Here is a 20,985-nt window from a genome sequence, read left to right as displayed (position 1 = left end):
ACGTAAACTGTACCCGTACAATTGTGGATTTTATGGATTGTTTCAGGTTATGACATCCGGGTATATTGAGAAGGCCACAGGTTGAAATTATCCATGACGGAGGTTCATTATGCACAGTCGTTCAAGAAATGGGGCAGCCTATCTGGCTGCTCTCATTTACGCAGCTATACTTGGGTTTTCATTTTTATTTGTGAAGTTGACCGTCACGGAGGCTAGTCCGCTGGATGTCATCGCTCACCGCTTTGCGTTGTCATTTATCGCTTTGACCATTCCAGTGCTGCTGGGGTGGATCAAAATCAGTATCACGCGTCGTGACATTCTACGTATTTTACCACTGGCGCTGCTTTCACCTTTAGTGTATTTCCCCTTGCAAGCTTTCGGGCTGATGAGCACCTCTTCATCGGAAGGTGGAATTATTCAAGCGACCGTTCCCATTTTCACCCTACTGTTGGCCTCCTATTTCATTAAAGAGCGCACAACAGGGGTTCAAAAAATATCCTTACTGCTCTCTGTTTTTGGCGTAATTTTTATATTTGTGATGAAAAGCGGAGCGCCCCTGGCTTCGAATAGCTTTGGCGGCATTCTTTTGCTCGTGCTGTCTGCCGTTTGCCTAGCTGGCTATAATGTACTGGCTCGTCCACTAACACAAAAATACAGTCCGATGGAATTGACCTATGTTACTTCCATTTTGGGATGTGTCGTTTTTAACTTGGTGGCCCTGGGATCTCATGCCATAGACGGTTCCACGAGCGCTTATATCGCTCCTCTGGTAAAGCCTGATTACTGGCTGGCACTGGCTTATCTGGGCATTTTGTCTACCCTCGTCACCTCGCTGTTATCGAGCTTTGCCTTGAAGTGGATCGAAGCCTCGAAAATGAGTGTTATCGGTAATTTATCCACCCTCATTTCCATGATGGCAGGTGCTTATATTTTGAAGGAGCAGCTTGCCTACTATCACATTATAGGCGCTATCATAATCATTGCCGGCGTGCTGGGCACTAATTTCGGAGGACAAAAACGCTTCACGCCCAGCCAAACCAATTCTGGCAACCGTTAAAAGTAGACTGAAAACAGGTATACATTTCACTTCAGGAATGGTAGACTGTATAAAATTGTATGCGATGATGAAAAGAAGTAGGCAGAATGTGAAGCTTCAGAGAGTCGGCGTTGGGTGGGAGCCGATGTTTTACTTCTGTTGAAATGGGTTTCGGAGCACCACGTTGAACACTGCTTCCTGGTGGAGCGGTCAGTAGGCTAGGCGGAATAGTCCATCCGTTATCAAGGGACAGGATATCGACGGTATATGAGTTGAGGCAGTGTTAGCACTGATCGGAAACGCGTCCGTATCTGGTGAGAGGATCGTTTGTCAGAAGCAAACGGTCAATCCAGGTGGCACCGCGAGGCACAAGCTTCGTCCTTGGAACGCAATCGCTATGTATAGTGTATTGCGAAATTGCAGCAAAACGGTATTGTCCGTAGGCTGTGATGTTCCAAAGACGGAGCTTTTTTGTGTTGGTTTTGAAGCTAGATCGTCTGCGATGGACTTGAAATTGAATTTGAATTTGATGGGAGGTGATGGCCGTGGAGGACGGCTGGTGGTGGCGTGTACACCGTGTAATATTGGCAGCAATTTATAACGTATTGAATTTAGGGAGGAATATGTATGCAATCTGTACCCGATATTATCCTGACTGGCGACCGTACGACTGGCAAGCTCCATCTCGGCCATTACATCGGCAGTCTTCGTAGCAGAACAGAGCTTCAGCATGAATACCGTACCTTTATTATTTTGGCAGATGTGCAGGCGCTGACTACGCATTTTGACCATCCAGATGTGCTGGCCACGAGTGTCCGTCAAGTCGCTCTCGACTATCTGGCAGCAGGCATCGATCCGAATCAGGCTACCCTTTTCATCCAGTCCATGATTCCGGAAATTGCAGAGCTGGCACAGTATTTTAGCATGTTCGTGACGGTCAATTCGCTGCGGCATAACCCGACGGTAAAAAATGAAGCACGGCAACGCGGCGGGCAAGAGATGTACTACGGTTTTCTCGGTTATCCCGTTAGTCAGGCCGCCGATATCGCAATCTGCAAGGCAACCCTAGTTCCAGCCGGTGACGATCAGATTCCTCATATAGAGCAGACGCGTAAAATCGTTCGCCGCTTCAATGAACTGTACCGCCCCGTTCTGCCCGAGCCACGTATCTTACAGGGTGGACGGCTAACCGGGCTGGACGGCAATAGCAAAATGAGCAAAAGTCTGGGCAACGCGCTGTATCTCGATTCCTCTACCGAGGAGATCAGTACCAAGCTTGCACGGGCAAAAACCGATCCTGCGCGTATTCGCAAGCAGGATCCAGGTCACCCGGACATCTGTCCCGTATACGAGTATCACCGTTATTTCCGTCAGGACGGCATGGCCGATATCCATGAGCAGTGCTCCAAAGGAGCCATCGGCTGTACCGATTGCAAAAGGCTGGCGGCTCACGCTGTTAATATGCTGCTGGAGCCCATGCGTGAACGACGTCATGCTTTTGCGGCACGGATGGGAGATGTTGACGAGATTTTGATCGAGGGCACACGGAAGGCCCAGACTACAGCGAGGGAGACGATGAGCGAGGTACGTGATGCCATGGGGATTCGCTATTTTGGGCGTTAAAATGCGCTGATATAGCTACTTCGTATCGCGGAGCGAATGCGTATTACGTATTATGATGAGGGCAGTGAGAACTATTGTCCGGTATGCTTCTGCCCTTCCAAAAAAGACATCTCCAGGCGATAGCAATTCCGGCCTGGAGATGTCTTTTTAACAGTTTACAGTGCGTCGGATTAGACCGGGTATGCCATCACACTCATTAACGCCAGCTCTGGCTGTGTCGTGTCCAGCCTGCTGTATTGAATAATCACGGGTACATTGCTGGTGACTGTAATCGCATAAGGAATGCCTGTTGGAATCCGTTCGCCGGACTTTTCCAGCGAAGCTGTTCGGATATGGCGGGTTCGTCTTCCTTCCACCATCTCGATCACCCCCTCCAACGGCTCCCGATCCTCAAAATAGATGTCTATGCTCAGCCTTGCCGCTTCGTTCCCACAGTTCAGCACGCATATGCTCTCATGGCTGACCAGCTCTCCCCGGCTTTCCGGTGGAATATATCCATCAGGGATGACCCAGAACAAGCTGCCCCGCGGCTGAATCGCTACCTTTTGCCGAGGAATTTCAGTATCTCCCATGATAACCGCCTCCTTTTACCAAAATGACTTGGTCAAGCAACGATCTTCTACCCGTAAGGGTTCTCCTTGGTACGCAGCAATTGAGCCAGGAAAGCGAGCGCCAATCCCTGACCCCAGCCCTGAATGCGTTTGTATGGTACGTTTCGATAGCCGTCAATATCGTTCATTACAGCCGTTCCAGCGGATACACCCGTCACCGTGCCGTCCTCCTTAATCCGGGAAAGGATGCCGTCGATCGCCTTTTGCGTGTATTTGTTAAACAGTCGACCCTGCATAAGCAAGGCAGTCGCAATCCCTGCGGAACCGGACGTTTCCAGATAAGAGGTATCATCATTCAGCACCGTATGCCACAGTCCTTCCGGAGATTGCAACCTTACCAAGGCACTGAGCTGGTCACGCAGCGAACCGTCGATGATCATGTAGGAGGGATGCTGCACCTCTACAAATTTCAGCGCCTTGGCCATCGTCAGAGCCGCCCATGAGTTGCCGCGTGCCCAGTATATCCCCGACATGCGGCTTTGGTTCGCATGATCCCAGCCGTGATAATACAAATTCGTATCCGGGTCCTGCAAAAATTCCTCATGCCCGTGATATTGCCGAATTCCGTCCTCCCAATATTCCTTGTTGCCCAGCAAATGACCCATGCGCAGCAAATAATAGCCTGCCATAAACATCGTATCCACCCACGCTTGCTGCGGAAATACGTCATGAAGTGAATTCACTGTATGCTGGAAAATGCCGTCAGCGAACCGTTCGGCCTTTTTCGCCAGAAATTCCGCCATCTCAATAGCGATATCCAGATATTTTTGCTCCCCTGTGGCCTGATGCAGCGTCAACAAGCAGTGTCCGACAGATACGCCGTTCACCGATAGAGGCGGAAGTCCATCCTCGATATTTTCGTCAACCCATTCTCTCAGCTTGGTCAAATACGTTTCGTTCCCTGTCGCTTCATAGGCTTCGCATACCCCGTAAAAGGCCACTCCACCCGGCCAATCCCAGCTATAGTCCATTTGAAACGTGCGCTCCACTACCCGGTCGATCACCTGTTTAATTTGTTCCTCATCAAAAATCAATGCAGGCATTTCCTCGTCTCCCCCTTTGGTCATTTTCACGTTAATTGCCTCCTTGCCACCTGTTCCAGAAAGGTCATCGGTCAACGTAAGTACATGCGCAGCGGTTGCAAATTCAGTTCCTTCACAGCCGCCGCCACCATGTCTGCAATCCGTACCGCGCCATTCTCATGAAAATGCGTATTATCCTCCAGACCGCCGGAAAAGTTCATGTATTCACCGGGCAGCAGCCACATAAAAATTTCCTTGCTTTGTTCGGGACCCAGCCCTTCATATAATTCCTGCGTACGAGCAGACAAATCAATCAGCGGTACGTCCGCTTCTTCTGCCAGCTCGCGAACCGCCGTTATATAGTCACCATGCGTGTCGGACAGCGTACCATCCTCATTGAAATAGCGACGATGTACAGGCGTAACCAGCACCGGGGTTCCCCCCTTGCTTCTCGCTCCGTCGATATACTGGCGCAGATGCTCCTTATAGGTTGTAAAAGGCTCTGTAGCCCGCTCTGGGTCAGGCTTCTGATCATTATGACCGAATTGGATGAACAGGAAGTCCCCTGCCTTCATTTCGCCCAAAATGACGTTCAGCCGTCCTTCATCCACAAAGCTTTTGGAGCTTCGCCCCGATACGGCATGATTATCCACGCAAACATCATGCTTGAACAGGGCGGGCAAAGCCTGGCCCCAGCCTGTATACGGATAGCCGGAGGCGCCCTGATCCGTAACGGTGGAATCTCCGGCAAGAAATAGCCGGAGGGTCTGTGGCGCTGGCGTAATCTCCAGCGCATTGAGCCGCGGTGCGTTGCCTGATACGGCGAGGCGCAGCTGGCCGCCCCGGACAGGCACTGCAAACCAGGCCTCCGCGAGCTGGCCTGGCAGCGTGTGTACCGGGGGCAGCATATGCTTGCCCTCGCCAGCCTTGATCCGCGTCAGCGTTTCCGCAAGCGGATCGCCGAGCAGCATATAGACGAGATACGTCCCGTCCGGCATATCCACGACAAAAGCAGCGTTCAGCGGGATGCAAAAGCTGCTTCGCAGCCGTGTGAGCGTATCCTTCGCCGGGCTTTGCCTTTGTCTGCCGTACACCTGCTCCGTAGCTTCGAAGCCGTAGCCTCGTTCAGCCGTATATGAGCAATCCGGGGATACCCCCTTGTAGCCAGCAGCAGGCTCCCCCGGACCAAAATCAAACTTCCACATTCCACTCACCTCTCCGCGATCACCTTCAACCCCTGTAAACCCAACGGTATACAGCCTGGTGCTTTACCCCTTCAAGCCACTTGAGCTCATTCCTTCTACAATTTGCTTCTGGAAGGCGAAGAATACAGCGATAACCGGCACCAGACTCAGAATGGACATTGCGAACATTCCGCCCCAGTTAGAGGCCGACTCGCTATCGAGGAACATTTTAAGTGCAATAGATACGGTATATTTCTCCGGCGAATTCAGATACAGCACCGGACCGAGCAAGTCCTCCCACTTCCAGTAGAAAGAGAAGATGGCCGCCGTAGCCAGCGAGGATTTGAGCAAGGGCAAAATAATTCGGAAATACAGCCGGAATTTGCCGCATCCGTCAATCGTCGCTGCTTCATCCAGCTCTATCGGTATCGTTCGTATAAACTGAACCATCAGGAAGATAAAGAACGGCATCCCGAAAAACGATGGCACGACCAGTGGCAAAATCGTATTGACCCAGCCGAGCTTGGTAAAAATAATGTATTGCGGTACCAGCACCACATCCCCTGGCAGCATAAGTGTCATCATCATCAGGGCAAACCAAAAGTTGCGCCCCTTGAATTTCATACGAGCGAAGCCAAATGCAATTAACGAGGAGGAAAGCACCGCTCCTATCGTTGCAATCAAGACAATCGTGAGTGAATTCAAAATGTACGTGCCGAAGCTGTATCCACTTGTGCCCTTCCAGCCTGTCACGTAGTTTTGCCAAATCCATTCTGTAGGGAACAGAGAACCTGCCGTGACGAATATCGTCCGACTCTCCTTGAACGAACTGAACAGCATCCAAAATACGGGATACAGCATCAGGAGCGCCAGCGCAGCAACCAGAATGTGATAGATCGGCCATTTGAACGTTTTCCATGCCATCGGTATCAGCGCCCCTTTTCCGTTTCATAGAATACCCAAAATTTGGAGGTGAAAAATAAAATTGCTGTCAGTATCGCGATCATAATGAGCATGACCCAGGCCATAGCTGCCGCATATCCCATATTGCTGAACATAAACGCCTGCCGGAATAAATACAGCGAATGCAGCATCGTTCCATCCATCGGACCGCCCTCACCCTTGGAAATAACGTAGGCCGGAACAAAGGTCATAAAGGCGCTGATCGTCTGCATAATCAGGTTAAATAAAATAATCGGACTGAGCAGAGGCAGTGTAATACTGAAAAATTTTCGCACTGGCGAAGCGCCGTCCACACTGGACGCCTCGTACATTTCAACCGAAATATTCTTCAAGCCAGCCAGAAAAATAAGCATGGAGGAGCCGAATTGCCATACGGACAAGGTGATCAGCATCGCAAGCGAAGCATTCGGATCACCAAACCATTTCACCGGGGTTGCCCCCAAAGCCAAAAGCAAGCTGTTTACAATGCCTTCATTGCTGAAAATGTTGCGCCACATGATGGACACCGCGACGCTCCCCCCGATAATGGATGGGAGATAGTACATCGTCCGATAGGTGCCGACCATACGCGATTTGGTATTCAAAATCATAGCTACAAATAGTGCGAAAATCAGTCGCAGTGGTACACCAACCAATACATACGTAAACGTGACTCGGATCGAATTCCAGTATTTCGGGTCGCCTGTGAACATTTTCTCGAAGTTCCCCAGACCAATCCATTTGGGCGGGGTGAACAGATTGTAGGTTGTAAAGGACAGATACAGCGAAATAAACATCGGAATTAATGTAAACGCCAGAAAGCCCACAATAAACGGGCTGATAAACGCATATCCGGTCATATTAGCTCTCAAGCTCTGATGATTTCGCAAGCTCATCAAGCCTCCCTTCTGTCGGATTTTGTTGATTAGCCAAATTTTATTATATCGATAAATCATTGTTACACGCATTTTATTAAGATGCATGTAGAAGCTGCTGCTGCGGTTTGGTTCGTCGGTTAACCGTACGCAATCATGCTACACCTACGCACGGTTAGCCTAACGAAACTGGCCTTCGTCCCTTGTCAAAACGGTGTCACCCGCCTAAGGAATCCATTGCATTACTTATTGCTTGTTATTCGCTAGAATGGTATTCGCATCTGCCCGGAATTTAACCGCTGCATCCTCTGCCGTCATTTGCCCGAAATTGACCTGCTCAATGTAATCGGTCAGGGTGGCAATCACTTCCGGTGATCCAACTGGCGGCGGTGGGCTCATTGGAGAAGCCTTTAGCTCCATGGAAGCCACAAAATCAAATACCTGCTTCGTAGGCTCACTCAACTCCGGTGCCACAGCTTCCTTGATTTTGGCGGAAATCGGTACGCCCCGCTCGCCTTTAATCAATTTATTCGCTTCTACATCGTTCATCCAGAAATCAATAAACTTAGCCGCTTCGTCCTTCACCTGTGAACGGGAAGCGACTGCCCAGTACATCGTAGGCTGCATGTATATGCCTTTTTCCATATTCGGTCCAAACATCGGAGCCAGCGCCATCGGGCGGTTAACGACCTGCTGTAAGCCCACATACTGATTGGACCACTGCCAAATGCCGATGCCTGTTCCTTTTACGAGATCAGATTCCTCAAGAATCCCCTTGGTTTGGTTCATAATTTCAGGAGGCGGGGTCGCTCCCTTCTTAATCAGCTCAGCCAATCCGCTGAAGAAATCAACAAACAGCTTATCGTCGTCATACCCCAATCCTGTTCCTTCCGCATTGTAGAGAGACTTTCCATGTGTCCGCAAATAGTAGTGGAAGAAAATATCGGCAGCCATGGAGCTGTCAAAGTAAACTTTATTGGAGCCTGCCTTCAAAGCCAGCTCTTTGTATTGATCCCATGTCCAGTTGTCAGGAATTTTGTCTATGCCCGCTTTTTTCAGCAAGGCCGGGTCATACTGGAAGCCCAGCACATTGACACCTGTTGGAATACCGTATTGTTTTCCGGCGATGATCCCGGTTTTGAGTACATTTTCATTTACGTCAGCGACCTGAATTTTCTGATTCAAGTAAGGCGCCATATCCTCCAGTTGGCCGTTCTTCGCATATTGGCTAATGTATGAAATGTCCATCTGCACGATATCCGGCAGCTGGTTTGCCGCCGCCTGCGGGGCGAGCTTTTTCCAGTAGTCATCAAAAGAAGCATATTCCACATCAATCGTCACATTCGGATTTTTTTGCTTATACAAATCAATAACCTTCTGCGTGTATTCATGACGCGTATCCGATCCCCACCAAGCGATCCGCAACTTTACCTTCCCGTCTGCACTTGCACCCGAATTGCCGCCGCTGTCCGCTCCGCTACATGCCGTCGTCAACACGAGCAGCATAGCCATGATCAGAAACCATCCCTTTTTGCCCACATATCTCTCCCCTTTTCGCTGTTCTAGAAAGGAGCCATGTTACAAGTGACAAGTATTTACGCCAATTTGATAGCGTTTACATTTGCTCCTGTTTGTTATTTTCCCAAAAGCAGAGAAGCATTGGAATACACAAATCAGATTTCAAGGTTTAAAAAACAGAGGGGCTTCAGCACTCATCCCCGTTCGTGTGACTTGATGTACTCGGATGGCGTCATACCCACCCATTTTTTGAATACCTGGCTAAAATATTGGGCGTTCCCGCCGAAACCGAACCATTCCGCCAGCTCAAACACCTTTACATCTCCCGTCTCCCGAATATGCTCAGCCGCACGTTCGATTCGATAACGATTAACGTAATGCGAAAAGTTTTCACCCGTTACCTTTTTGAAAATTTTTCCCAGGTAATCGGAATTCATGTATAGCATTTGCCCGGCCACTCCGTTCAGTGACAAATCGGATTTTTGATAGTTTTGTTCAATAATGGTGATCATTTTATCAACGGTGGAGGATTGGCGGCTCACATTGTTTTTATAGTAGATTGCGGTCATTCGTCCGGCGGCCTCCTGCACAAATGATTTGAGACAAGCAAGCGTTTTTTGCTCTGCCAGCACGGCCATTCGACTCGTAAACTCGGAACGCTCCTCTTCAGGACATATACGGATCATAGCGGCATACAGCTGAAGCACATAGGAACGGGTCACGGAAATTTCCAGCTTCATACGGGACAGGATGCCGAATAATCGATCCACTTCCTGTGCAACCTCCTCCGTATTTCCGGCCTTGATCAGCAGACCAATCTTTTCCTCGTCCAGCTCCAAGTCTGCCGTCTCCCGCGGGTCTTCGGTCGCCAAATCTTCCTTCGTAATCAGACTGCCCTCTCCGGTGTAAAAACGGTGATTCATACAATGCAATGTCTCCCGGTACATCCCCCGCGAATGCTGCATACTATCCGACTCGCTAACCGCGACCGTTACCTCCAGCTTGTAAAAACGGCGAAACGTCGCACGCACCGCATCAAGCTGCTCCATAAACCTGGACGTATCGTCCCCGCTTTCCAGTACGATAAGCAGTTGCCCTTGCATGGTCGTACTGAGCAGGACATGATCCATTACATCCGCTGCAATATTTTGCAGCGCAAACAGATGCTCCGGCTCATGCGATTCCTCCACCCGCAGCAGCAGCATTCGAACCTGCTTATCTTGCAGCTCCAGACCGAATAAACGCTCATAAAAAGCGATATCACGGCTTCCGTAAGTTTTATAGGAAATAAACTCCTTTAAAAAGTGCTCCTTGACATGAGGCAGCATGCGCTGAAAATCAAGCTTCATCCGGTTCACAAACTGCTTTCGTTCCTCCTGCTCCTCCCGTTCCTGACCCAGCTCGGTCAGCGCCTCATGAATTTGCCGCTCATTGCAGGGCTTCAATAAATAGTGCTTTACCCCGTATTGCATGGCTCGACAAGCATAGTCAAAATCCTTATAGCCGGACAACAGAATGAAACGAACATCCGGAAAATGCTCCGTCGTTTTGGCAACCAGTCCGATGCCATCCAATCCAGGCATAGAGATGTCGCTGATCACAAAATCAGGCGGACTGGCCTGAATCTGATCATAAGCCTCAATCCCATTGCGTGCCGTCCCCACCAATTGCGTCCCTGCTTTGCTCCAATCCACAACCTGTGATATGCCTTCCAAAATCATACGCTCATCATCAACCAGTAGCACCTTGTACATGACCCTGTTCCCCTTTCACATATGGAATACAGACATGAATCGACGTTCCTGTTCCTGACTCGCTGTGCAGCTCTATCCCCCATGGGGTACCGAATGTCAGGTTAATCCGCTCCTGAATGTTGGTAAGGCCGATGCCTTGTCCACGGGTCGTGACCTGCCCGCTTCGCAGCTTTTCCAGAAAATCCTGTGTCATTCCCAGTCCGTCATCCTCCACTCGCAGAAAAAGTGCACCTTCCTTCACCCTGGCAACAATAGAGATCCGACACGGCTCAATTTGTGGCTCCAGCGCATAATGGATTGCATTCTCCACCAAGGGTTGAAGTGTCAGCTTCGGTATTTGCGCATCCATCAGCTCCTCTGGCACATCCAGATGGAAGACAAGACGCTCATCGAAGCGCGTTTTTTGGATCGTGACGTAGCTCCTCACAATATCCAGCTCTTTCCGAAGTGGAATGAGCTGCTCTTCAAAGCTGACCGCACTGCGCAGCAGAAAGGCAAGCGCCTCCACCATTTCTGAGATACGATCCTGCTTATTGGCCTTGGCGAGCCAGTTCACAGACTCTAATGTATTGTATAGAAAATGCGGATTAATCTGCGCTTGAAGCGCCTTGAGCTCCGTTTCCCGTAGCAGTAGCTGCTTGGCAACATTCTCATTAATGAGCTCACGAATGCGGCGGATCATCTTTTTATACGTTCGATGCAACAGGCCAACCTCATCATGTGTGGAAAGGGGAACCGCACCGAGTGCTTCCTCTTCCAGACGGTCAAGATCGCCTTTTTCAATTTTACGCATATTCTGAATTAATTGAACGATTGGTCTGGTAATGCTGCCAGACAACCGGGTTCCCAGTGCCAGTGCAATAAGCAGTATAATTACAAAAATTGCGCTTACAATTTCTTTGATTATGGTAATACTGCGAAACATATCATCAAAGGGGGTCATATGCAAATACGTCCAGCCCGTATAAGAGGATTTGATTTGGGCTGCGAAAAAGGTCCCGCCTGTGTAGGTTGCAATTCCGTAAGGCTGCTTCCGCGCAAGCTCGGCCTTCATATCGCTTTGACTCAAAAGCGGTGTTTCGGGATAAATCATCTGCTTGCCATCTGTAATCATCAGCTCTCCGTCACGGCCGGAGGTCTGCACACGATCCGCTACAATCCGGTCAATCCGCACACGAATCGCAAGCGTTCCGAGTCCATTTAACGTAAAATTGGTATCCGTAAAGGATTTGAACTGCCGTGCTGCCAGCAAGGAGGAGTGACCTGCCGCATACCATGCGTTGGAACCGTCATATTCGACTGCCAGCTCAGACAGGGTGGATCGAAGCTCTGGGGGAATGCCTTCACGGTTGCCTGCGCTCATGACCTGCCCCTCTTTGTCAATCACCATCATAGAATAGATATAGGTTTCAGAGCCTGCGAAGACGACAAGCCTATTCGTTATTTTTTTGCGCAGCACCATTTTGGTATAAGGCGAGGTTTCTTTTTCCAATTGTAGCAAATAACGTTGAAGCTGCTCATCTGTTGTTACTTTAAAAGTGGTCTTTTCAACATCCCTGAGTTCATTTTCAATGCCAATCGAAGAAATATTCAATACTTCGGATGTTTTTTTGTACATTTGATTATCATAAATATGAAATACGTATTTTAGAATAACTGCAAAAACCGCAAAATTGACCAACATGAGCACTATAATTAACAGAATCATTTTATGATGGATTCCAGCATTTTTGTAAGCGCTCTTAAAATAGGCCATCCGTGTATGTCGCCTCCTTTATAACATACAAAATACCCCATGCCTGAGTCATTCGGCAAGAGGTATTTGTGTGTGCTTAGCGTCGGTCGGAGGGCTCCGATTGGTTCGCCTTGCTCATATATTCGTCGTATCGGTCGTCCAGTTCCCGCGCCATACTGCGGTATTTGCGGGTCTCCTCGACAATGGGATCGATATGCGTTTGAATCCGCACCTCATATTTAGGACTGAGCCGCTCCCGTTTTTTGGCCTCATTCTCACGAATTTCGCCTTCTGTCAGCAATTCACTAAGCTCGCGCTCCAAATCTTCGGATTGGCCCATCATCCTTCCTCCTTCAGCGATAAGCGATATAGGTGTATTATAACCCGGTTGCATCTGCTTCTTTCAACACTTGAATAAGTTGGGAATGAATAGCTGTATTCGTAGCTGCAATATGTCGCACGCTCAAATCATAAGGTCTGCCCAGCGTATCTGTGATCGTTCCGCCCGATTCCTGTACCAGCAAAGCCCCCGCTGCCACATCCCAGGAATTCAAACCGATTTCGCAATAGGCTGACAGCCGTCCCGACGCCACATAAGCCAGATGCAGAGCTGCCGAGCCGAGCGCCCGAATCCCTCGTACCTGCGGCGTAAGAACCTGCGCGATTTTCATATTCAGCGGTTGTGCAAACGCACGATCCGGTGGGAAGCCGATGCACACCAGACTATCTCCCAGTGTTTCCTCTCTCGATGCCTGCATCCGATTGCCATGTACATAGGCGCCCTTTCCTTTTTCCGCCACGAACATTTCATCACGGGACGGATCATAAATGACGCCGACAATCACCTCTCCACGGTGGGCCAAGGCAATAGACACGCTGTAGAATGGCAGACTGTGCACAAAATTAGTGGTGCCGTCTACCGGATCAATAATCCATAAATATTCCTCTTCGCGGGCAGCCTCTAATGCGCGGGCCGAAGCTTCGGCTCCCGGCTCCACGCCCTCTTCACCCAAAATGGCATGATCGGGAAAATGGGTAAGAATCAGCCTGCGGATCATCTGCTCCGCACCTTTATCCACCTCAGTCACCAGATCCACAGGAGATTGCTTGGTGTTCAATTGTTCAACCGTTCCCAGTCTGCTCTTAATCCATTCCCCTGCTTTGGATGCCGCGTTAATAGCGACGGCGGTATAGCTTTTTCCTGATACGATATAGGGAACCTTTTCGTTTTCATGTTCGTTCAACGTGTTCACTCTACTTTCTATATCATTGTTACGTGGTTTGCGAAGCTGCCATACAGCACAGTCTCTTAACCATCTCTGTTAAAATACTACCTTGCTAGTTTACACATTCTAGTATACACAATATATTTCATAAAGTTTCTCTATTTGGGAAGATTATCCGCATAATCCTACTCATTAAGGCGTAATTTCCACGGATGCTCCATTCAGCACTTTAACCCCGTCACCCTCCTGAAGGCGCAATTGATCCATCAATCCAAACAACGCTTCATCCTTACGCTTGGCTTCAAGCATGACGTCTATCCGATCCGTATATCCGGCAATATTGCGCAAAAAGGTAAGCAACGGCTCGACCTCAACACCGTCCGCATGACTTCGGGGATCTTTTTCGCTTTTGGGACTGGATGCATGGACTTTGGGCGGCAATGGGTGATCAGGAGAAGACCCCGCTTGGGCCCATCCCCCTTTCCAGGTAGACAAAATGTCGGGCCATAGCTCCCACGGCTTCTCGCCCTCGTTATTCACCCATTGATGATGAATGTCGAGAACCATCGGCAGCCCTGTCAACTTGCAGGCTTCCAGCGTTTCAACAGCATTGAAAGTCTTATCATCATTTTCCAGTGTCAACCGTTCTTTTAACGAAACCTCCAACGCACCGACCTGCTCTACAAAACGCTGACCCGAGGTCACCTTATCTCCGTATGCCCCACCGATATGAATGTTGTTCTTGGCATCTGCACCGAGTCCCATCGCCTCCAGCATTGCTTTATGATACTGAAGGTCGTTAATCGAGCTTTGCAGCACTTCGGGACGAGGGGTACTCAGCACCGTAAAATGATCCGGGTGAAATGACACTCTCATTCCATTCGCCTTGACATAGTTCCCCACCTCTGCAAAATCAGGTGCAAGCGCCTGAAATGAGTCCCAATCCCGCAAATCCTGATGGGTTGCCAGCGGAATCAGCTTGGATGAGAACCGATAGACCTCAACATCATTCGCCCGGTTATGACGCAGCAGCCTCAAGGTATTATGAAGATTTTCGGCTGCAATCCGCTCCAGCTTACGGATCGCGGCCTCCCGGTCTCCAATCTTGTTAAAGCTGGCCAGCGTCATGGTTTTAGAGGGTGATGCATTTTGCACGGTGACCGACATGGCCACATAGCCGAACCTTACTATCATAGGGTGTCCTTCCTTTCAGCAGATCGCAGTACAGGCAAGGCCGTTTTTGATTAGACGCCTAAAGCCTTTTTCTACTGATCATACCCGGAAAAGCACCTGCTGATTCGGTGTTGGGTACACATATGCAAGAAGAACACAGCTTTAGGATTGCTGCTGCGCTCCAAAAAACATTTCATCCGCCAAGGCGGTCTGAATTCTCGATTCCTCTTCATTCAGCTTGCGAATGAGGATCATTTCAACCTCGGTCACTTCCTCGCCCTGAAAATTGATTTCGGCGATACAGCCCACAATCTGTACGATGGCTACTGCCACGTTGTCCACACTGTAAGCGATGACCTTCTGGCCTGTCGGGAACACACGTAGACCGGATTTAACCATTTTGCCGCGTCCATATTCCAGCAGTTCATACAACTCCTGTTCGCTCTTGAATTTACACACCGAGTTAAATTCAGTTTGAAAGCCCATGTTTAGCCCCACCTTTCCTTACATATGAATAAAAAGGAGAGTGCTCAGCTCCCCTTGGTTCGTTTTATGAGTTCTCGTAGTGAAGTGCCGACCTGCGTTCGTAACGCTCCAGTGCGAGTGCAATCATGCGGTCCAGCAGACTCTGATAGGATACTCCGGTTTCTCGCCACAACAATGGATACATGCTGAACGGTGTAAAGCCCGGCATGGTGTTCACTTCATTGATCAAAATATGTCCATCCGAGCGTCTGACGAAGAAATCAGCACGGGAAATCCCGCAGCCTTCCAGAGCGCGGAATGCTTGTAATGCGGCCTCACGAATACGATCTGCCACTTCCTCATCCAACGGTGCCGGAATGAGCATTTCCGATTGGCCGTCTGTATATTTGGCAGCATAATCATAGTAATCGCTGGACGATACAATTTCACCCGGTACGGAAGCAATCGGCTCGTCGTTGCCAAGCACGCTGACCTCAATCTCACGGGCATCCACGTACTCCTCCACAATCACCTTCAGATCAAATTGCAAAGCCAGTTCTACAGATTTCTCCAGCTCTTCCCGGTTATTGGCTTTGGAAATACCGACACTTGACCCCAGATTCGCCGGTTTGACAAAGCACGGATAACCGAGCTCAGTTTCAATGCTGCGCACCAGATCATGACTGGTTTGTGCCCACTGTGTACTATTAAAATAACAGTATTTCACTTGCGGCAAACCTGCATGCTCAAACAGCTTCTTCATGACGCCTTTGTCCATCCCTGCGGCGGAAGCCAGCACTCCTGCACCGACATAAGGCATATCCGCCATTTCGAACAGGCCCTGAATCGTTCCATCCTCGCCAAAGGTGCCGTGCAGCAACGGAAACAGCACATCCAGCGTCTGCTCTCCGTACAGCTTGCCGAACAATGTATCTAATGCCGCTTTAGTACCCCCCTCAACACGTTCCAGCTTCAATTGCTCTAATGAAGCCAAAGGTGCGCTAAGCAGCGGCCCTCTGCGCCAATCTCCAGCCTTTGTAATATAAAAAGGAATAATCTCGTATTTCTCATAATTAAACGCGTTCATAACCGCATACGCCGTTTGCAGCGAAACCTCATGTTCACCTGATTTGCCACCGTACACCAGCCCTACGGTTAATTTTTGTTTTGCCATGCTATCCTCCGCTTTCCTGCTTTCGTCATTGTGCCTGATTTGCATCACTGTACCTGTTATTCATCATCTCTTTTAAAAATAGTCGGCGATATGATAAAAGCGATATACCGTGTTATCTGTCCACGCATACGAATTTTTGTAGTCCCAATAACGATGTCTGGAGCTTACCGTATGTGCATTGACAAGCGGCATGCCGCCCGCATCAAAGGCCGTTACCACCGTGCTGTGTTGAAAGGTTCCGTCACCATCCCAATCGTAAAAAATGACGTCCCCCAGCATAAGCTGCTCCGGACGGCTCACCTGTTCAGCAGTTAAGCCCCACGAACTGGAGCCCAAATACCGCTCCAGACTGTTGGAAACCGCCCAACTGTAGCTCCACAACTCACGTCCACCGACCCGTCCTTTGTACCACCAGCCCGATTCTCTTTTACCAGTATAGTGGATCGGTGCGCCCCCTGCAAAGAGGCATTGCGAGATATAATTGGTGCAATCCACATCAAAACCTTCAAACTCCGGGTTGAAGCTATCCCACCATTGATCTGCATAGGCCGCCGCTTCTTCGCGGCGATATCGGCTGGGGCGTGCCGATGAGCCAAAACCCAGCACACCGCGATTCAGCAGCGGCAGATTCCCTCCTTGGTTAAACGACGCCTCTTCAAAAGGAACCTCTCCCCCCGCAGGCTTCCTTTCTGCCGGATCGCGCTCGATTCTCGTCACCTGCCAGGCCTCTCCCTCGCGCGTGAACGTCAATCGCTCCCGTTCAATGCGATCCTCCCGGTGGTTCATCCCGCCCTTCTCATAAAAGAGCCGGACATGCAGTTGTACGTCTATTACGGCCTCATCTGGAGTATCCTGCACAATCCGCAACGGCTTGGCGCGTGTCTCGCTGCGCAGGGGTACAGCATCCCGTTCGTTATACCACTGTTCCAATCTGGCCGCACGCGCTGCTCGTTCCATCCGCTGATCCACCTCCAGATATTCATCCGGCTGCGGTACCCCGTTCACCTCACTGCGATTATACTGATTCACGTATGCAAAAAGAGCCTGCTTCCATTCCCGCTCCCCCATCCCTATCCCTCCATATTCGTCCCGCTACCCTTCTTTTGCAATTAGCCGGGATGATGTATAACTTCCTTTCTTTCCTCTCTGGACTGATATGCTCTCTATCTAATAAGTATGAATCTCTAAAGCTTGGTATGAACATCGAAACATGAGGAAGTGGAACGTTTTATTTTCCAGTCTGCAACGAATAATTTAGGCCAAAAAAACTTTACGGAACCGCCTGAAAACGGTATACTTAATCCAAAAGCAATCATTTTGAAATCAAGTTTCATCTAATGAAACGAATTGCATTCATCTCAACCTCTAACACGCAATGAACCACTGAAGATGAAATTGAGAACGCAACCAATTTAAACCAACCGTGCAAGACATCAAAAAAACAAAACGACATTCCTATTCACCCCACAAGCATTCACTTCAAGGAGGTAATACCTATGTCAGGAAAAGATCAATTCTCCATTGCCCGCAGTCTCGAAGTCAATGGCAAGCCTTATCGCTATTACAGTCTTAAGGCATTGGAGGAACAAGGAAAAAGCGGTGTTGCCAAACTGCCTTTCTCCATTAAAGTGTTGCTGGAAGCTGCGGTTCGCCAATTTGACGGACGCGCCATTACAGAGGAGCATGTGCAGCAGCTGACAGGCTGGGCTGAGGATCGTGACACTAACAAGGAAATTCCATTCATTCCGGCACGCATCGTGCTTCAGGATTTTACAGGTGTTCCGGTAGTTGTCGATTTGGCAGCCATGCGTGATACCGTGAAAAAAGCGGGCGGTGATCCAAAGCAGATCAACCCGCTCGTCCCGGTTGATCTCGTCATCGACCACTCGGTTATGGTTGATGCTTTTGGTACCAGTGACGCGCTGGACTACAATATTAATGTAGAGTTTGAGCGTAATGAGGAGCGGTACCGTTTTCTGCGCTGGGCTCAAACGGCATTCAACAACTTCCGCGCCGTACCGCCATCTACGGGGATCGTCCATCAGGTCAATCTGGAGTATCTCGCATCCGTAGCCGCCACCAAATCCATTGACGGCGAGACGGTCGTTTTCCCAGATTCCCTCGTGGGAACAGACTCCCATACCACGATGATTAACGGACTTGGCGTTGTAGGCTGGGGCGTCGGCGGTATCGAGGCAGAGGCGGGTATGCTGGGGCAGCCGCTGTATTTTGTCACTCCCGATGTCATTGGCTTCAAGCTAACGGGCAGTCTGTCGGAAGGGGCTACTGCTACGGATCTGGCGCTTACAGTAACTCAAATGCTGCGTAAAAAAGGCGTGGTCGGCAAATTCGTGGAATTTTACGGTCCCGGCCTGGCTAACATCAGCTTGGCTGACCGTGCGACCGTTGCCAACATGGCACCGGAATACGGCGCAACAATCGGTTTCTTCCCGGTTGATGCCGAAACCCTGGCTTACCTGCGCAGCACTGGACGCTCTTATGAGCAAGTCAGTCTCGTAGAGGAATATTACAAAGCGCAAGGCATGTTCCGCACAGCCGGTACACCGGACCCTGTGTTCAGCGATACGATTGAGCTGGATCTGGCTTTGGTTGTACCGAGTCTCGCCGGACCCAAACGTCCGCAAGACCGCGTAGAATTGAGCCGTATGAAGGAAACCTTTGAAGGTATTATCCGTACCCCGGTGGACAAAGGCGGTTATGGACTGAGCGATGAGAAAATCGCACAAAAGATTCCACTGACCCATCCAGATGGCTCCACCAGCGAATTGGGTACAGGAGCGGTCGTCATTGCGGCGATCACAAGCTGCACGAACACCTCCAACCCAAGCGTTATGCTTGGTGCGGGTCTGCTTGCCAAAAAAGCCGTGCAGCGTGGACTCAAAAAGCCGGGTTATGTTAAAACCAGCTTGACACCGGGTTCCCTCGTCGTGACGGAGTATCTGCAAAAGGCCGATTTGATCGGCCCGCTGGAAGCACTCGGCTTTCATGTAGCTGGTTACGGCTGCGCGACCTGCATCGGTAACTCCGGGCCGCTTCCTGACGAAGTCAGTCAGGCCATTACAGACAACGATCTGACCGTGGCCGCAGTCATTTCCGGTAACCGGAACTTTGAAGGCCGTGTGCATGCCCAGGTCAAAGCCAACTATCTCGGCTCACCTCCACTGGTTGTCGCTTATGCGCTGGCAGGTACGGTGAACATTGATCTGGCGAATGATCCGCTCGGCTACGATCAGGACAATCAGCCGGTGTACCTGAAAGACATCTGGCCGACCTCCGAGGAAATCAAGGAAGCCATCAGCCTGTCTCTCAGCCCGGATATGTTCCGTCGCAAATACGAGAATGTATTCACTGCCAATGAAAAATGGAACTCCATTCCGGTTCCGGAAGGCGAGTTGTATGAATGGGATGAAAACTCGACCTACATTCAAAATCCGCCGTTCTTTGAAGGACTTCAGGATGGCGTACAGGATATCAAGGAAATCCGCAATGCCCGTGTGCTTGCCCTGTTGAATGATTCGGTTACAACAGACCATATCTCACCAGCAGGCAACATCGCTCCTTCCAGCCCGGCAGGACTGTACTTGAAGGAGCATGGTGTAGAGCGTAAGGACTTCAACTCCTACGGCTCCCGCCGTGGTAACCACGAGGTCATGATGCGCGGTACATTCGCCAACATCCGTATCCGCAACAACGTAGCTCCCGGCACGGAGGGCGGCGTGACCAAATATCTGCCAACGGATGAGGAAATGTCCATTTACGATGCGTCCATGAAATATCAGGCAGCCGATCAAAACCTGATCGTCATTGCCGGCAAGGAATACGGTACAGGCAGCTCGCGTGACTGGGCAGCCAAGGGTACGCTTCTGCTGGGCGTTAAAGCCGTCATTGCCGAAAGCTTCGAGCGGATTCACCGCAGTAACCTGGTGGGCATGGGCGTGCTGCCACTGCAATTCCAGGAGGGCTACGGCTGGTCCAGCTTGGGTCTGAACGGCCGCGAGACCTTCGACATCCTCGGCATAGACAATGACGTGAAGCCAGGTCAAGAGCTTACGGTTGTAGCCAAACGCGAGGATGGCACCAAGTTCGAGTTCCCGGTAACTGCCCGTCTGGACAGCACCGTCGACATCGACTACTACCACAACGGTGGTATTCTGCAAACCGTATTGCGTCAAATGATTCAAGCGTAAAGAACGAATGAATAATGAAATCCCCTCCAAAATGCAGTGAAAACTGCAAGTTGAGAGGGGATTTTTACATGCTTCAGGCCTTTAAAAGAAAACATATACCTAAAATTGGAAATATGAGGGTTATAAGAAGTGTCAAGAGACCAGGCAGGCTTTCCATGATTGCAGAGCCTTCTTCGCTCTTGAACTGACGACTGAGATAGGGCTGGAACATAAGCATAATCATAAAAGATATGAGGCTAATCCCACACAACAACCATACCTCAGGGGAGGATTTGTCAACAAAACGGTCAGCCACATCATTGAAATTGTAGTGGATTGCTACATTCCTGGGCATTCTCGGATACATGAAAAGGTAGATGAGGAAAGGCAAAGCAGAAAGAAGAAAGGACAATACATTAAAAATATTCAATCTATTGCGCATGGAAATCCTCCTAATAAA

General features: G+C 49.8%; 18 protein-coding genes and 1 other annotated feature. Of the genes, 3 read left to right on the top strand and 15 right to left on the bottom strand.

Features of this window, described 5'->3' with window-relative positions; all coding sequences use genetic code 11:
* The first annotated feature begins 109 nt into the window (after window positions 1-109).
* Both LCF57_RS26240 and trpS read left to right on the top strand, forming a co-directional pair.
* On the top strand, window positions 110-1,057 hold the full coding sequence (locus tag LCF57_RS26240) for a DMT family transporter (RefSeq protein WP_226003286.1): 948 nt from the start codon (window positions 110-112) through the stop codon (window positions 1,055-1,057).
* 55 nt (window positions 1,058-1,112) lie between these two features.
* Window positions 1,113-1,422: a binding site (T-box leader), on the top strand.
* 241 nt (window positions 1,423-1,663) lie between these two features.
* Window positions 1,664-2,659 carry a tryptophan--tRNA ligase gene (gene trpS / locus LCF57_RS26235; RefSeq protein WP_226003285.1) on the top strand — a complete coding sequence of 332 codons (996 nt, stop codon included), beginning with the start codon at window positions 1,664-1,666 and terminating at the stop codon, window positions 2,657-2,659.
* A gap of 170 nt (window positions 2,660-2,829) precedes the next feature.
* Here trpS and LCF57_RS26230 read toward each other — a convergent pair whose 3' ends face one another.
* The 14 genes from LCF57_RS26230 to LCF57_RS26165 all read right to left on the bottom strand — a co-directional run bounded on the left by LCF57_RS26230 (window position 2,830) and on the right by LCF57_RS26165 (window position 17,406).
* Window positions 2,830-3,231 (bottom strand): sensory rhodopsin transducer, encoded by a 402-nt coding sequence (locus LCF57_RS26230; protein WP_226003284.1) that lies wholly within the window; start codon window positions 3,229-3,231, stop codon window positions 2,830-2,832.
* A 47-nt stretch (window positions 3,232-3,278) separates the two neighbouring features.
* Window positions 3,279-4,313: a glycoside hydrolase family 88 protein gene (locus tag LCF57_RS26225; RefSeq protein ID WP_226003306.1), complete on the bottom strand. Its 1,035-nt coding sequence runs from the start codon at window positions 4,311-4,313 to the stop codon at window positions 3,279-3,281.
* Between the two features lie 71 nt (window positions 4,314-4,384).
* Window positions 4,385-5,497 carry a rhamnogalacturonan acetylesterase gene (locus LCF57_RS26220; RefSeq protein ID WP_226003283.1) on the bottom strand — a complete coding sequence of 371 codons (1,113 nt, stop codon included), beginning with the start codon at window positions 5,495-5,497 and terminating at the stop codon, window positions 4,385-4,387.
* Between the two features lie 63 nt (window positions 5,498-5,560).
* Window positions 5,561-6,400, bottom strand: a complete 840-nt coding sequence (locus LCF57_RS26215) for a carbohydrate ABC transporter permease (protein WP_226003282.1) — start codon at window positions 6,398-6,400, stop codon at window positions 5,561-5,563.
* 5 nt (window positions 6,401-6,405) lie between these two features.
* Window positions 6,406-7,314 (bottom strand): carbohydrate ABC transporter permease, encoded by a 909-nt coding sequence (locus tag LCF57_RS26210; RefSeq protein WP_226003281.1) that lies wholly within the window; start codon window positions 7,312-7,314, stop codon window positions 6,406-6,408.
* A gap of 225 nt (window positions 7,315-7,539) precedes the next feature.
* On the bottom strand, window positions 7,540-8,832 hold the full coding sequence (locus LCF57_RS26205; protein ID WP_226003280.1) for an ABC transporter substrate-binding protein: 1,293 nt from the start codon (window positions 8,830-8,832) through the stop codon (window positions 7,540-7,542).
* 173 nt (window positions 8,833-9,005) lie between these two features.
* Window positions 9,006-10,565 (bottom strand): response regulator, encoded by a 1,560-nt coding sequence (locus LCF57_RS26200; protein WP_226003279.1) that lies wholly within the window; start codon window positions 10,563-10,565, stop codon window positions 9,006-9,008.
* Window positions 10,543-12,321: a histidine kinase gene (locus LCF57_RS26195; protein WP_226003278.1), complete on the bottom strand. Its 1,779-nt coding sequence runs from the start codon at window positions 12,319-12,321 to the stop codon at window positions 10,543-10,545. Before LCF57_RS26195 ends, LCF57_RS26200 begins: the two co-directional genes overlap by 23 nt.
* Window positions 12,322-12,397: 76 nt before the next feature.
* A complete protein-coding gene (locus tag LCF57_RS26190) occupies window positions 12,398-12,640 on the bottom strand; it encodes a hypothetical protein (RefSeq protein ID WP_226003277.1) in 243 nt (80 codons plus the stop codon).
* Window positions 12,641-12,677: 37 nt separating this feature from the next.
* A complete protein-coding gene (locus tag LCF57_RS26185; RefSeq protein ID WP_226003276.1) occupies window positions 12,678-13,544 on the bottom strand; it encodes an inositol monophosphatase family protein in 867 nt (288 codons plus the stop codon).
* A 174-nt stretch (window positions 13,545-13,718) separates the two neighbouring features.
* On the bottom strand, window positions 13,719-14,720 hold the full coding sequence (gene uvsE, locus LCF57_RS26180) for a UV DNA damage repair endonuclease UvsE (protein ID WP_226003275.1): 1,002 nt from the start codon (window positions 14,718-14,720) through the stop codon (window positions 13,719-13,721).
* Window positions 14,721-14,861: 141 nt separating this feature from the next.
* Window positions 14,862-15,185 carry a hypothetical protein gene (locus LCF57_RS26175; RefSeq protein WP_226003274.1) on the bottom strand — a complete coding sequence of 108 codons (324 nt, stop codon included), beginning with the start codon at window positions 15,183-15,185 and terminating at the stop codon, window positions 14,862-14,864.
* A 64-nt stretch (window positions 15,186-15,249) separates the two neighbouring features.
* Window positions 15,250-16,338 carry a D-alanine--D-alanine ligase gene (locus LCF57_RS26170; protein ID WP_226003273.1) on the bottom strand — a complete coding sequence of 363 codons (1,089 nt, stop codon included), beginning with the start codon at window positions 16,336-16,338 and terminating at the stop codon, window positions 15,250-15,252.
* A 72-nt stretch (window positions 16,339-16,410) separates the two neighbouring features.
* Entirely contained in the window at window positions 16,411-17,406 is a 996-nt protein-coding gene (locus tag LCF57_RS26165; RefSeq protein ID WP_226003272.1) for an amidase domain-containing protein, read from the bottom strand.
* A gap of 428 nt (window positions 17,407-17,834) precedes the next feature.
* Between LCF57_RS26165 and acnA the strand changes: the two genes are divergently transcribed.
* Window positions 17,835-20,546, top strand: a complete 2,712-nt coding sequence (gene acnA / locus LCF57_RS26160) for an aconitate hydratase AcnA (RefSeq protein WP_226003271.1) — start codon at window positions 17,835-17,837, stop codon at window positions 20,544-20,546.
* Window positions 20,547-20,619: 73 nt separating this feature from the next.
* Here acnA and LCF57_RS26155 read toward each other — a convergent pair whose 3' ends face one another.
* A complete protein-coding gene (locus LCF57_RS26155; RefSeq protein WP_226003270.1) occupies window positions 20,620-20,967 on the bottom strand; it encodes a DUF1648 domain-containing protein in 348 nt (115 codons plus the stop codon).
* Window positions 20,968-20,985: the final 18 nt, after the last annotated feature.

Source organism: Paenibacillus sp. BJ-4 (assembly GCF_020404765.1).
Taxonomy (GTDB): domain Bacteria; phylum Bacillota; class Bacilli; order Paenibacillales; family Paenibacillaceae; genus Paenibacillus.
Note: the sequence above shows the minus strand (reverse complement) of the source record. Positions and strands in the feature narration are given on the sequence as shown.